The sequence below is a fragment of the Streptomyces sp. SID4985 genome (assembly GCF_009863025.1).
Classification (GTDB): Bacteria; Actinomycetota; Actinomycetes; order Streptomycetales; family Streptomycetaceae; genus Streptomyces.
On the sequence record NZ_WWIR01000262.1, the window covers coordinates 1 to 13,163 of the forward strand.

General features: G+C 69.7%; 13 protein-coding genes, 2 pseudogenes and 1 riboswitch. Of the genes and pseudogenes, 3 read left to right on the top strand and 12 right to left on the bottom strand.

Annotation, left to right across the window (positions count from 1 at the left end; all coding sequences use genetic code 11):
* The 3 genes and pseudogenes from GTW40_RS10785 to GTW40_RS10795 form a co-directional block, all read right to left on the bottom strand.
* Positions 1-210 (bottom strand): annotated as a pseudogene (locus GTW40_RS10785) (hypothetical protein); the annotation flags it as partial.
* 222 nt (positions 211-432) lie between these two features.
* A complete protein-coding gene (locus GTW40_RS10790) occupies positions 433-1,776 on the bottom strand; it encodes an NYN domain-containing protein (RefSeq protein ID WP_161179949.1) in 1,344 nt (447 codons plus the stop codon).
* Between the two features lie 44 nt (positions 1,777-1,820).
* Positions 1,821-2,060, bottom strand: a complete 240-nt coding sequence (locus GTW40_RS10795) for a hypothetical protein (RefSeq protein ID WP_014672226.1) — start codon at positions 2,058-2,060, stop codon at positions 1,821-1,823.
* Between the two features lie 153 nt (positions 2,061-2,213).
* On the opposite strand from GTW40_RS10795, the gene GTW40_RS10800 reads away from it, so the two are divergent.
* Both GTW40_RS10800 and GTW40_RS10805 read left to right on the top strand, forming a co-directional pair.
* Positions 2,214-2,957 (top strand): rhomboid family intramembrane serine protease, encoded by a 744-nt coding sequence (locus GTW40_RS10800; RefSeq protein WP_202485690.1) that lies wholly within the window; start codon positions 2,214-2,216, stop codon positions 2,955-2,957.
* Complete coding sequence (locus tag GTW40_RS10805; RefSeq protein ID WP_018545545.1) at positions 2,954-3,235, top strand: Lrp/AsnC ligand binding domain-containing protein; 282 nt, start codon at positions 2,954-2,956, stop codon at positions 3,233-3,235. The genes GTW40_RS10800 and GTW40_RS10805 overlap by 4 nt, the downstream gene beginning before the upstream one ends.
* Before the next feature lie 13 nt (positions 3,236-3,248).
* On the opposite strand, the gene GTW40_RS10810 is transcribed toward GTW40_RS10805, so the two are convergent.
* The 6 genes from GTW40_RS10810 to GTW40_RS10835 all read right to left on the bottom strand — a co-directional run bounded on the left by GTW40_RS10810 (position 3,249) and on the right by GTW40_RS10835 (position 10,329).
* Entirely contained in the window at positions 3,249-4,595 is a 1,347-nt protein-coding gene (locus GTW40_RS10810) for an aminotransferase class V-fold PLP-dependent enzyme (RefSeq protein ID WP_161179950.1), read from the bottom strand.
* A gap of 147 nt (positions 4,596-4,742) precedes the next feature.
* A riboswitch (SAM riboswitch) is annotated at positions 4,743-4,859 on the bottom strand.
* Positions 4,860-4,947: 88 nt separating this feature from the next.
* Positions 4,948-6,012: an anthranilate phosphoribosyltransferase gene (trpD, locus tag GTW40_RS10815; RefSeq protein ID WP_161179951.1), complete on the bottom strand. Its 1,065-nt coding sequence runs from the start codon at positions 6,010-6,012 to the stop codon at positions 4,948-4,950.
* A 132-nt stretch (positions 6,013-6,144) separates the two neighbouring features.
* A complete protein-coding gene (locus GTW40_RS10820; RefSeq protein ID WP_161179952.1) occupies positions 6,145-7,782 on the bottom strand; it encodes a cytochrome bc complex cytochrome b subunit in 1,638 nt (545 codons plus the stop codon).
* Positions 7,779-8,837: a Rieske 2Fe-2S domain-containing protein gene (locus GTW40_RS10825; protein ID WP_161179953.1), complete on the bottom strand. Its 1,059-nt coding sequence runs from the start codon at positions 8,835-8,837 to the stop codon at positions 7,779-7,781. The genes GTW40_RS10820 and GTW40_RS10825 overlap by 4 nt, the downstream gene beginning before the upstream one ends.
* Positions 8,834-9,646, bottom strand: coding sequence for a c-type cytochrome (locus GTW40_RS10830; RefSeq protein ID WP_161179954.1), 813 nt, complete (start codon positions 9,644-9,646; stop codon positions 8,834-8,836). Before GTW40_RS10830 ends, GTW40_RS10825 begins: the two co-directional genes overlap by 4 nt.
* 62 nt (positions 9,647-9,708) lie before the next feature.
* On the bottom strand, positions 9,709-10,329 hold the full coding sequence (locus GTW40_RS10835; protein ID WP_161179955.1) for a heme-copper oxidase subunit III: 621 nt from the start codon (positions 10,327-10,329) through the stop codon (positions 9,709-9,711).
* A gap of 145 nt (positions 10,330-10,474) precedes the next feature.
* Between GTW40_RS10835 and GTW40_RS10840 the strand changes: the two genes are divergently transcribed.
* Positions 10,475-10,876 (top strand): hypothetical protein, encoded by a 402-nt coding sequence (locus GTW40_RS10840; protein ID WP_161179956.1) that lies wholly within the window; start codon positions 10,475-10,477, stop codon positions 10,874-10,876.
* A 77-nt stretch (positions 10,877-10,953) separates the two neighbouring features.
* Here the strand turns inward: GTW40_RS10840 and GTW40_RS10845 are convergent, their stop codons facing one another.
* The 3 genes and pseudogenes from GTW40_RS10845 to GTW40_RS10855 form a co-directional block, all read right to left on the bottom strand.
* Positions 10,954-12,219 (bottom strand): Ig-like domain-containing protein, encoded by a 1,266-nt coding sequence (locus GTW40_RS10845; RefSeq protein WP_161179957.1) that lies wholly within the window; start codon positions 12,217-12,219, stop codon positions 10,954-10,956.
* A gap of 145 nt (positions 12,220-12,364) precedes the next feature.
* Positions 12,365-12,763, bottom strand: coding sequence for a cytochrome c oxidase subunit 4 (locus GTW40_RS10850; RefSeq protein WP_161179958.1), 399 nt, complete (start codon positions 12,761-12,763; stop codon positions 12,365-12,367).
* Positions 12,760-13,163 (bottom strand): annotated as a pseudogene (locus GTW40_RS10855) (cytochrome ubiquinol oxidase subunit I); the annotation flags it as partial. The gene GTW40_RS10850 and the pseudogene GTW40_RS10855, both read right to left, overlap by 4 nt.

Genomic DNA, 13,163 nt, shown 5'->3' on the forward strand with positions numbered 1-13,163 from the left:
CTTCTCCTTGGCGCCGTTGTACTTCTCGGTGGCCTGCTCGGCCTGCTCGTAGAGCTTGTCGACCTTGGCCTTGACCTCGCTCTTGCCGAGCTTCTCGGTCGGGGCCGCGTTGGCCGCGTTCGCGCTCAGCGCGACAGCGGCGGCGGCTGCTGCGGTCAGCACGGTGACACGCGTGCGGTTCGGCTGCTTGGGTCGACGGTGGGACGCCACGGAGTTGGAACTCCTTCTTGTGAGTGATCACCCGCTAGGAGGTTCGAGCCCTGACCCTAGTGACCCAGTTGTGATCAGTTCAAATCCTCACAGCAAAAAATCCAAACCCACCCTGCATTTTTTGCACTCAACTCACAAGAAGTGACACAGGATTGACCCTACGTCGCGCACATTCACCCTCAATTCGGGCAATGCGTACGTCCGTTGCCCTTAAGGCGCCCTTCAGGACAGTCGCTTCAGTAGTACCGCAGAGGCCACGGGACGGGCACCGGAACGCGCGACTCCGTCGGCGACCTCCCGGTCGGTCGAGGCGACGATCACCGGGCGGCCCGGCGGCTCGGCCCGGACCAGCTGACGGATCAGCTCGTCGGCCGTGACACCCGGCTTGGAGAACAGCACCCGGACCCCGCGCGGCGGCGCGAGCAGCACCGGCGCGGCCAGTTCGGCGCCGTCGAAGACACAGGTGACCTCGGCGCCGGTCTGCGCGGCGAGCGCCGAGAGCTGGCCGAGGAGCCTCAGCCGCTGCTTCTCCAGGGGCATCTGGGGATAGCCGGTCTTGGTGACGTTGTAGCCGTCGACCACCAGATGCGCCTGCGGCAGCGCGAGCAACTGGTCCAGGATCGCCGGGTCGTGCTCGGACAGGGCGCGGGCCGCGATGTCCTTCGGGGTCATCCGGCCCGGCTCCACCGCGTCCACGGTCTCGGCCGGGCGCACGGAGACCGGCGGCAGCGCCAGCTCCCGGCGCAGCCCCTGCGCCGACTCCAGGACGGTGTCGAGCAGCAGCCGTACCCGCATGTCCTCGACGCTGCGGCCCTCGCGGGCCGCCCGGCGCGTGGCCTCCAGGGCCGCCTCCGCCTCGCCGAGCCGCGCCTTCAGCCGCCGCGACTCGCTCTCGGCGGCCGACACCTGGGCCTGCGCCTCGGCGCGTGCCGTGTCGGCCTCGGCCCGGATCTTGCGCAGCGCGGCCTCCCCGCGCTTGACGTCACTGAGCGCCGAACGCAGCTTGCGGTGCAGGGAGTCGGTCTCCTTGCGGGCCGAGTCCAGCTCGGTGCGCAGCCGTTCGGTCTCGGTGCGGGTGTGCTCGCGGGCGTGCGCCAACTCCTCGCGCAGCCGCTCCAGTTCGGCCCGGCTCTCCTCGTCGGCCCGCTCCGCGTCCGCGCGCTGGGCCTCCTCGCCGGCCGCGGTGACCAGCTTGACCCAGCCCGCGGGGCGCAGCACATAGGCCGCGGCCGCCACGTCGAGCGGGTCCGCGGCCGGGGGCGGCGAGCCGGAGTCGAGGGCGCCGGACAGCTCCGGCTGCGCCTCTCTGTACCGTTCCCCGATCCGCTGGCGGAACAGCCCGTCCGTCTCCAGGGCGGCGGCCATCGCGTTCCCGGCGAACTTGGCCCGCCGGTTGGGGGCGAAACGGGCGTACTGCCGCAGCTGGGCGGGCAGTTCGGCCATGGTCAGCGAGCCGAAGGCGTCCGAGACGATCTGTACGACCCGTCGGCGCACGCCGTCGGGCAGCGGACGGTCAAGCACCTCGGCGGTGCCGTCGTCCGGCCCCCCGCCCCCGGTCTCCACCATCCGTCACACCCCAATGTCTCTGCTGTCTTCGGGGCCCGCTCCGCTCAGGAGCCGGCGCCCGGCCTGTCCACGAGTTCCACCTGGTCCACCGCGTTGCACCAGCGGCAGCGGACCGACTCGATGGTCTCACTGACCACCTCGCGCTCCTCGACGGTGGGTTCCCCGGCCAGGTCGAGATGGACGTACTCGACGACCTTGGAGGAACGGGTCACGTCGAAGCGGGTGAGGTTGCCGCAGAGAGTGCAGCGCCATCGCGTCGTGGCGGTCGGCAGGGGAACCGTCATCGTGGCTGTTCGCTTTCTTCTCGGACCGGTGCGCGCCGCTCACCGACGCGTGTGGCTCGTAACCCTACGGCCTGCGGGGCATCCGTCGCCCGTCCGTCCACGGCGGCGAGGCGGTGTGTACCAGTGCGTCCGGTTACGTCATGCTCTGTATTCATGATCAGAGAGTGGAGTGCGGGTGCGGGGCGGACCTTCCGAGCGGTCCGGGCCGCCCCGGCGCCGATGACGTACGGCCTCATCGCCCTGTGCTGTCTGCTCTTCGTCCTGGGCCCGGCCTCGGGCCTCACCCGGACGTACGGCACCGGGGACGCGCTGGTCGCGGCGCAGCGGGCGTACTTCCGGCACTGGGGCGTGATCCCGGCCGAGCTGTTCACCGGGCCGGTGCGGGAGGCGCTGACCCCGGCCACCGCGCTGTTCGTGCACGGCAGCTGGGTGCACCTGCTCGGCAACATGCTCTTCCTCCTCGTCTTCGGGGTGATGACCGAGGAGCGGATGGGCCGGGTCGAGTTCACGCTGTTCTACCTCGGCTGCGGCTATCTCGCCCTGCTGGGCTACGCGCTCGCCAACGCGACCTCCGAGCAGTCCCTGGTCGGAGCCTCCGGGGCGATCTCGGCGGTGCTCGGCGCCTTTCTGCACCTCTTCCCGCGCGCCCGTGTCACCAGTCTGCTCCCCTTTCTCTTCTTCCTCCCGCTGCGCTTCCCGGCCTGGGTGGTCCTCCCGTTCTGGGCCGGACTCCAGTGGTTCGCGGCCTCCCGCGCGCCCGAGGGGCCCGGGGTGGCCTACCTCGCCCACGTGGTCGGCTTCTGCCTGGGCTTCGGCTATGCGTGGGTGCGGTACGGGCGTCGGGCTAAAGTGAAGGTCGTTCCGGCCCCGGCGTCCGAGGGAGAAAAGCAGCCGTGATCACCGCGATCGTCCTGATCAAGACCAGCGTGGACCGGATTCCGGAGATCGCCGAGCAGATCGCCGCGCTGGACAGCGTGAGCGAGGTCTTCTCCGTCACCGGCACCTACGACCTGATCGCCATGGTCCGCGTCGCCCGCCACGAGGACCTCGCCGAGGTCATCCCGGCCCGCATCAGCAAGATCCCCGGCGTCGAGGCCACCGACACCCACGTCGCCTTCCGCACGTACTCCCAGCACGACCTGGAGGCGGCGTTCGCGATCGGCCTCGACAACTGAGGCAGCCCCTCGGCTAGGACCGCTCCTCCGGGACGCAGTGGCCGTTCTCCGTGCGGTAGCGCCAGCGCGCGCCGTGTGTGACCAGGTCTCGTACGGCCGTGACGAAGCGGTCGACGTGTTCCTCCGGGGTGCCCGCGCCGAAGCTGACGCGGACGGCGTTGAGGGGGGCGTCGGAGGTGCCGCAGTCGGTGGCGGTGTCGGGGGTGCCGTCGAGGAGGGTGCGGACCAGGGGGTGGGCGCAGAAGAGGCCGTCGCGGACGCCGATGCCGTACTCGGCGGAGAGGGCGGCCGCGAGGTGGGAGCTGTTCCAGCCCGCCGCCACGAAGGAGAGCACGCCGACGCGCGGGGCGTCGTCCCCGAAGAGGGACAGGACGCGTACGCCGGGCACCTCCGCAAGACCCTCGCGCACCCGGCGGATCAGCAGCGCCTCCCGCTCGGCCAGGCGGTCGAGGCCGGCCTCCTCCAGCGCCGTGCAGGCTGAGGCGATGGCGTAGGCGCCGATGACGTTCGGGGAACCCGCCTCGTGCCGGGCGGCGCCCTCGTGCCACTCCACCTCGACCCGGCCGTCCGGGCGCCGTACGACCCGGCGGCTCGCCCCGCCGCCCGCGAGGTACGGCTCGGCCGCCGTGAGCCAGTCGGAGCGCCCGGCCAGTACCCCCGAGCCGAAGGGCGCGTACAGCTTGTGCCCGGAGAAGGCCACCCAGTCCACGTCCAGGTCCCGCACGCTCACCGGGTGGTGCGGGGCCAGCTGAGCCGCGTCCAGGACGATCCGGGCGCCGTGGGCATGGGCGGCCGCCGCCAGCTCGCGCACCGGCCACAGCTCCCCCGTGACGTTGGAGGCGCCGGTGACGCAGACCAGCGCGGGAGCGGTGGTGTCCCGCGCGGCGAGGGCACGCTCCAGCGCGGCCACGGCCGCCCCGGGGCTGCGGGGCGCGGCGAGGACGGTGACCCGGTCCTCCGGCCAGGGCAGGAGCGCCGCGTGGTGCTCGGTCTCGAAGACGAACACCTCGCACCCGGCGGGCAGCGTCCGGGCCAGCAGGTTCAGCGAGTCGGTGGTGGAGCGGGTGAACACCACCTGGTCGTCGGCCCGGCAGTCGAGGAACCGGGCCACCGTCCGGCGGGCGTTCTCGAACAGCTCGGTGGAGAGCCGGGACAGCTGCCCCGCGCCCCGGTGGACACTGCCGTAGTACGGCGCGTAGGCGGCCACGTCGTCCCAGACGCGCCGGAGGGCGGGGGCACTGGCCGCGTAGTCCAGCGCGGCGTACTCCACCTCGCCGCCGGTGACGAGCGGCACGGTGACCCCACACCCGAGGACGGGCAGCGGGGCGGGGACGGCGGGGGCAGCGGTGAGCACGGACATGGTGGGTCAACTCCCGTGAGAAAGCCCGGAGTCGGCACGCGGGTACGACAAGTCCCGGCACGCGACGAACTCGGGAAGAGAAGAAGGGCGTGCGGAGGCGGGGCTCAGCGGCCCTAAGACATTCGCTTGCTCACAGGAAGGCTCCCTCGACCGCGCTTGCCGTAGACCTCGCTGCCTACGGCCTGGTCCTCACCCGGGGCACCCCGCCACGGACGGAGGGTTGCCGGACAGCCGGCCGGGGCCTGTTGGCTGTCACTCGTGACCTGATCGAGAAATTAGCGGGGGCGGGAGGGTTCACGCAACCGGCGTCCGGATCGCGGGACGCCGGTCACGTCACGTCGCGTCAGCCGCCTCAGCGGTTCGTCGCCGCCACCCAGCGCTCCAGCGTCCGCTTGGCCGCCCCGGAGTCGATGGACTCCGCCGCCCGCGCCATGCCGTCGCGCAGCTGGTCCGCCAGGGGTGCCCCGGTCGGGTCCAGGGCCACCAGCGCGGCCGCCGAGTTCAGCAGCACCGCGTCCCGTACGGGGCCCGTCTCGCCGTCGAGGAGCCTGCGGGCGACCTCCGCGTTGTACGCCGGGTCGCCGCCGCGCAGGGCGTCCACCGGGACCAGCTCGATACCGACGTCGCGCGGGTCGAAGACCTCCTCGGTGACCTTGCCGTCTCGCACGATCCACACCCGCGAGGGCGAGGTCGTCGTCAGCTCGTCCAGGCCGTCCTCGCCCCGGAAAACCAGGGAGGAGTTGCCGCGCTCGGCGAAGACGCCCGCCACGATGGGCGCCATGGCGAGGTTGGCGACGCCGACCGCCTGCGCCCGCACCCGGGCCGGGTTGGTCAGCGGGCCGATGACGTTGAAGACCGTACGGATGCCGAGCTGACCACGCGCGGCGCCCACGTGCCGCAGCGCCGGGTGGAACTTGATCGCGAAGCAGAAGGTGATCCCCGCCTCCTCCGCGACCTCGGCCACCCGCTTCGGGGTCAGCTCCAGGTTGACGCCCAGTTTCTCCAGCACGTCGGAGGAGCCGGAGGCGGAGGACGCGGCGCGGTTGCCGTGCTTGATGACCTTCGCGCCGGTGCCCGCGATCACGATCGAGGACATCGTGGAGATGTTCACGGTCTTCGCGCCGTCGCCGCCGGTGCCGACGATGTCGACGGTCCGGCCCGGCACCTCGATGGTGTTCGCGTGGTCGTACATCGCCCGCACGATGCCGGTGATCTCCTGGACCGTCTCGCCCTTGGCGCGCAGCGCGACCAGGAACCCGGCGATCTGGGCGTCGGTCGCCTCGCCGCGCAGGAGCCGGTCCATGGCCCAGGCGGTCGCGTCGGCGCTCTGGTCCTCGCCCTCCAGCAGGGAGTTCAGTACGGCAGGCCAGGAACGGCCCGCCGCGGTGTCGCCTCCAGCGGGGGTCACAGCGCTCATCAGCCGCTCCTGTGTGAAAAGTCCTCGTACGGGGCACAGGCGTGCCCACCCCCACCCTATCCAGCCCGAACAGGGCGAAGGGCCCCGCCCGGAATCCGGACGGGGCCCTTCGTGCGTGTGGCGACGCGGGGATCAGTGGTGGCCGTGGCCGCTCGTGATCTCCTTGTACTCCTCGACGGTCGGCTTCGGGATCTGGTTGTCCTCGCCGTAGTAGGCGTCGGAGAGCTTGACGCGCAGCTTCTCCGTCGCCGGTACCTTGCGCTCGACACCGTTCTCGTCCACCGTCGCGCCGATCTCGGCCGGCTCGTACTGGTGGTGGGCCGTGAGGGTGTGCAGCTGCTCCTGGCTGAGCGGCTCGTGGACCTCGATGAACTCACCGTGCGGCAGGCGCTTGATGATGCCGGTCTCGCGACCGTGCAGCACCTTCTCCTTGTCGCGGCGCTGGAGGCCGAGGCAGATCCGCTTGGTGACGATGAACGCGATCACCGGGCCCGCGAAGAAGCCGATGCGGACGAACCAGGTCACGGCGTTGATCGACAGGTGGAAGTGGGTGGCCCACAGGTCGTTGCCACCACCGACCAGACCGATCATGTAGACCGTGATCCAGGCGACACCGAACGCGGTACGCGTCGGGGCGTTGCGCGGGCGGTCCAGGATGTGGTGCTCGCTCTTGTCGCCGGTGACCCAGGACTCGATGAACGGGTAGACCGCGATGGCCATCAGCACGACACCGAACAGGACCAGCGGGATGAAGACGCCCAGGACCAGCGTGTGGCCCCAGAAGTTGATCTCCCAGCCCGGCATGTAGCGGACCAGACCCTCGGCGAAGCCCATGTACCAGTCGGGCTGGGCGCCGGTGGAGACCTGGTCGGGCCGGTAGGGGCCCATCGCCCAGATCGGGTTGATCTGCGCGATCGCCGCGATGGCGGCGATGACACCGAAGACCAGGAAGAAGAAGCCTCCGGCCTTCGCCATGTACACCGGCAGCAGCGGCATGCCGACGACGTTGGTCTCCTTCTTCCCCGGACCCGCGAACTGCGTGTGCTTGTGGTAGAAGACCAGGATCAGGTGAGCCACCATCAGGCCGAGCATGATGCCCGGCAGCAGCAGGATGTGGATCGAGTAGAACCGCGCCACGAAGTCGTGGCCCGGGAACTGCCCGCCGAAGAGGAAGAACGAGATGTACGTGCCGACGATCGGCATGGACAGGATCGCGCCCTCGGTGAAGCGCACACCGGTGCCGGAGAGCAGGTCGTCCGGGAGCGAGTAACCGGTGAAGCCGGTGAACATGCCGAGGACGAACAGCAGGAAGCCGAACAGCCAGTTGACCTCACGCGGCTTGCGGAACGCGCCGGTGAAGAACACGCGCATCATGTGCACGAACATGCCCGCGAGGAAGATCAGCGCGGCCCAGTGGTGGATCTGCCGGATGAGCAGACCACCGCGCACGTCGAAGGAGATGTGCAGCGTGGAGCTGAACGCCTCCGACATCAGCTGTCCCTGGAGCGGGATGTAACTGCCGTGGTACTCCACCTCGTTCATCGACGGGTGGAAGAACAGCGTCAGATACACACCCGTGAGGATGATGATCAGGAAGCTGTACATGCACACTTCGCCGAGCATGAACGACCAGTGGTCCGGGAAGATCTTGCGCATGTTGGCCTTGGCCAGGGAGTAGATCCCCAGCCGGCCGTCCGCCCAGTCGGCGATGCGCTCGCCGGCCGGAGCCTTCCCGCCGGAGCGGGAAGCGTCGTTGTTCGCAGTACTCATCCGCGCTCCCAGAATGCAGGACCGACGGGCTCCGCGAAGTCGCCGAGCGCTTCGAGGTAACCCTCGTCGTTCACGCCGATGTGCAGCTGGGGCAGGGCGTGACCGGCGGGACCGAAGATCACCCGGGCGCCGTCGGAGAGGTCGAAGGTGGACTGGTGGCACGGGCACAGCACGTGGTGCGTCTGCTGCTCGTACAGGGAGATCGGGCAGCCGACGTGGGTGCAGATCTTCGAGAAGGCGACGATGCCCTCGTGCGACCACGCCAGTTCCTGCTTGTCCTTGATGTTCTCCGGCTGGAGCCGGACGATCATCAGGGCCGCCTTGGCGATCTGGTTCTGGAAGTCCTCGTCGGTCTCCTCCAGGCCCTCGGGCTTGGCGAAGGTCAGCGAGCCCACGGCCACGTCCTCGGGACGCAGCGGCTCGTTGGTGTTCACGTTGACGAGGAGCTTGCCCTTCGCCCACAGCGTGTGGCGGAGCGAGGTGCCCGGCAGCGGACCGAGGTCGCGCAGCAGCATGACGCCGGAGAGCGGCACCATGGCCAGCGCGCCGAACATGGTGTTGCGGATCAGCTTGCGACGGCCGATCCCGGACTCGGCGGCACCCTGGCGGAAGTCGTCGAAGACCTGCGCGCGCACCGTCGGCTCGGCCGCGATCGGGTGACGCTCGGCCACCATCTCCACGTCGGACATCAGCGTGCGCGCCCAGTGGACGGCGCCCGCGCCGATGCAGAACAGCGCCGTACCGAGGGTCAGGCCCAGCGCGAAGTTGAGCGCGCTGAGGTGCCCGATCGGGAAGACGAAGATCGACTTCTCACGCGGGATGGTGACGTAGGAGGCGATGAAGCCGAGGGTCGCCAGCATCGAGATCGTGAACAGCAGGGCGACCGTGCGCTCGGACCGGTTGGCGGCCCGCTCGTCGATGTCCTGGATCCGGTGCTCGTGGGGCGGCAGCCCCGGGTCGGCGAACGGGTTCTTCTCGTCCGCGACGCTTACCGCGCCGTGCGCGTGGTCCTGCTCAGCGGGCAGGTTCTCTTCAGAATTGTCTTGGCTACTCATGACTTCTTGGCCTTTGCGGTCCGAGCGGCGACCCAGACGGCTACCGCGATCAGCGCGCCGAGGCCGAAGATCCAGGCGAACAGACCCTCACTGACCGGCCCGAGGCCGCCCAGCTCCAGACCGCCCGGGTTCTCGGTCTCGCTGCCGTTGACCGCGTGCAGGTACGCGATGATGTCCTTCTTGTTCTTCTCCGTCATCGTGGTGTCGGGGAAGGACGGCATGTTCTGCGGGCCGGTCTGCATGGCCTCGTAGATGTGCTTCGGGTCGACGCCCTCGAGGCTCGGGGCGTACTTGCCCGCGGTGAGGGCACCACCCTTGCCGGTGAAGTTGTGGCACTGCGCGCAGTTGGTGCGGAACAGCTCGCCGCCCATGGCGATGTCCGCGCCTTCCGGGCCGTACTGGTCCTTCGTGGGCACGCTCGGGCCGGCGCCCAGCGACGCGACGTACGCGGCGAGCTGGTCGATCTGCGCCTGGGTGTAGATGGTCTTCTTGCGCGGGAGCTGAGCCATCTGGGAGGTCGAGGCCGGCATACGGCCGGTGCCGACCTGGAAGTCGACCGCGGCGGCGCCGACGCCGACCAGGCTCGGCCCGTCGGAGGAGCCCTGGCCACCGGTGCCGTGGCAGCTGGCGCAGCCGACCTCGTAGAGCTTCTTGCCCTCCTTGATGGTCAGGGACTGGGAGGTTTCATCGGCCTGGGCCTTGCTCGCGGGTGCGAACGCGGCGTACAGCCCCCCAGTTGCCGCCAGCGCGAGGAGTAGGACGACGACCGCCGCCAGCGGATGGCGTCGTCGTGAGGAGAGCTTTTTCACGGATTACCCCGGTGTCAGGATCTTCTGCGTCGGTACTGCTGGATGTGCGGGAACGGTCCCCGCTACTTGATCAAGTAGATCGTGGCGAAGAGGCCGATCCAGACCACGTCGACGAAGTGCCAGTAGTAGGACACGACGATGGCGGCGGTCGCCTGCTCATGGGTGAACCGCTTCGCCGCGTAGGTACGGCCCAGTACCAGCAGGAAGGCGATGAGACCGCCCGTCACATGCAGGCCGTGGAAGCCGGTGGTCAGGTAGAACACGGAGCCGTAGACGTCGGACGACAGGGAAATGCCGTCCTTCTTCACCAGTTCCGTGTACTCGAAGATCTGCCCGCCGATGAAGATCGCGCCCATGATGAACGTGAGGATGAACCATGCGCGGAGCTTCTTCACGTCGCCGCGCTCGGCGGCGAACACGCCGAGCTGGCAGGTCAGGGAGGAGAGCACCAGGATCGTGGTGTTCGTCGCGGAGAAGGGCACGTTGAGCGCGTGCGCCATCTCCTTCCAGTGATCCAGTCCGGTCACCGATCGAGCGGTGAAGTACATCGCGAAGAGGGCCGCGAAGAACATCAGCTCGGAACTCAGCCAGATGATGGTTCCGACGCTGGTGAGGTTCGGTCGATTGACCGACGGGTGCGCGTGCCCGGTTTCTACTGTCGTTGCTGTCGCCACGACCGACATTATGTCGGTCGCTTATCTCGCCCTCACTCCGGGGGTGCCGTTCGGAGTGTCCGTGCTTGTCGTACCGGTGTTGACGTGGTGTTCGGCGGAGTAACATCCGCCCCGGAAAGGCCCGTCCGTACGACGCCGACGTCTCGGAGGAACCATGCAGCCGACCGCCACTGTTCTCGTGTACAGCGACGACTCCACGACCCGGGAACAGGTGCGGCTGGCCACCGGCCGCCGGCCGGCTCCGGACGTGCCCCGGGTCGAGTTCGTGGAGTGCGCGACGCCCGAGGCCGCGGTGCGCGCGGTGGACGCGGGCGGCATCGACGTCTGTGTGCTGGACGGCGAGTCGGTGCCGCTGGGCGGCATGGGGCTGTGCCGCCAGCTCAAGGACGAGGTCTTCGACTGCCCGCCCGTGCTGCTGCTGATGGGCCGCCCCCAGGACGCCTGGCTGGCCACCTGGAGCCGGGCCGACGCGGCGGTGACGCTGCCGGTCGACCCGATGGAGTTCGCCGAGGCCCTGGCCTCCCTGCTGCGCGGACGGCGCCTGCAGAGCGCCTGAGACGCCGTCTGGGCCTGAGACGCGCCGTGGGCGCGGGAGCCCCGCCCGGACGGGCCGTACGGCTCCCGCGTCGCCGCTCAGGCCGCCGCGGGGCGCAGCCGCACCGAGTCCTGGGGGTTGGCCGGGGCGCTCGCGCCGCCGGTCAGGGCGCTGCCCGCGCTCCACTTCTTCCAGTCCAGGTTCCAGTCGCCGAAGCCGTTGCCGAAGTCCTCCATGCCGTGGCCGCCCGAGTTGACGACCTTGACGATGTCGCCGGGGCGCACGTGGTCGAAGAACCACTCGGCGTTCGAGGTGCTCATGCCGACGCAGCCGTGGCTGACGTTGGCGTATCCCTGGGAGCCCACGGACCAGGGCGCGGCGTGCACGTACTCGCCGGACCAGGTCACCCGGGTCGCGTAGTAGACCGGCAGGTCGTAGGAGTCGGAGGTGCCCTCGGCGATGCCGACCGTGGTGCCGCGCATCCGTACGAAGTACTGCTTCTCCAGGACCACCTTGACGCCGTTGCGGGTCTCGAAGCCGGGCTTTCCGGTGGTGACCGGGATCCGGTTGAGTTCCTGGCCGTTCTTGTAGAACGTCAGCTGGTGGGTGGCGGCGTCGGTGATGGCCTCGACCCGGTCGCCGATGGTGATCTTCAGGTCCTTGCTCTTGCCGCCGGATACCTTGTCGCTGATCTTGATGCCGTCCAGGTTGCTGTACGCCCGGACGGTGGCGTGGGCGGGCCAGTACTCCTTGGGCCGGTAGTGGAGTTCCTTGTCACCGACCCAGTACCAGGACCCCTGCACGGCCGGCACCGACTCGACCCTGAGGCCCCGCTCCACGACGGCCCGCTGCGCCTTGTCCTTGACCTCCTGGTCCAGCAGGACGGTGATGGGCTGCCCGACGCCGTACTCGCCCGCCTCGGGCCCGAAGGTGACGCCCAGGGTCTTCTTGGCCGCGGTCTTCGTGGTGTCGAAGGTGAGGACCTTGCGGCCGGGGGCGCCGTCGTCGTCCTCGGTGCTGACCTGGACCGTGTAATGGGCGTTCGCGGCCAGCGGGGAGGTGCTGTGCCAGCGGCCGCCGTCGGCGGCGAGTTCGCCCGTCACATAGCGCCCCGTGGCGTCCCGGGCGGACACGTCCGTGATCCGGCCCTCACCGCTCTTCAGGGTGACTTCCAGGGGCTTGTCCGGGTCGACCCGCTTGCCCGCCTCGGTGGGGCCGGTGAAGGAGATCTGGTCCGCCGCGTCGTACGGCTTGGTCGCCAGGGCGGCGTTGCCGTCCGAGCCGCAGCCGGTGACGCCCGCGCCGAGGGCGGTCACCAGCAGGGCGCAGCTGACGACGGTGCGGGTCCGCGCAGTGTGATTCATATGATCACGTTATGAGACGGAAAGTCCGGGAGCGCGGCGCGTACCTCGGACGAGGGACGGACACTGCGGCAAACGGAGGAGCCCGGACCCTCCTGACGGAGTGTCCGGGCTCCCGGCGCGCTCTGCGCTGTGTTACGGGGTGGTCCTACTGGGTGCGGTTCTCACCGCGGTAGTACTCGAAGACCCAGCCGAACAGGCCGATCAGGATGATCGGCGCCGCGAAGTAGACCAGCCACCAGCCGACCGCGATACCGAGGAAGGCCAGGGCGCCGCCGACCGCCAGGGAGAGCGGCTGCCAGCTGTGCGGGCTGAAGAAGCCCAGCTCGCCCGCGCCGTCCGAGACGTCGGCCTCCTTGTCGTCCTGCGCGCCCGCGTCGACCCGCCGGGCGGTGAAGCCCAGGTAGAAGCCGATCATGATGCACAGGCCGAAGGCCAGGAAGAGCGCCGTGGTGCCGGCCGGCTCCTTCGACCACACGCCGTACACGACGGCCATGATCAGGACGAAGAAGCTCAGCCAGATGAACATCCGGCCCTGGATCTTCACTTGCCGGCCTCCTTGCTGCCCGCGATGGCGGCGCCGTGACCGGCGTGCTCAAGCTGCTCCAGCGCGGCGATCTCGGGGTGGTGCAGGTCGAAGGCCGGGGATTCGCTGCGAATCCGCGGCAGGGTGAGGAAGTTGTGCCGCGGCGGCGGGCAGGAGGTCGCCCACTCCAGCGAACGGCCGTAGCCCCACGGGTCGTCCACGCCGACCGGCTTGCCGTACTTGGCCGTCTTCCACACGTTGTAGAGGAACGGCAGGATCGACAGGCCCAGCAGGAACGAGGCGATGGTCGAGACGGTGTTCAGAGCGGTGAAGCCGTCGGCCGCCAGGTAGTCGGCGTACCGGCGCGGCATGCCCTCGGCACCCAGCCAGTGCTGGACCAGGAAGGTGCCGTGGAAGCCGA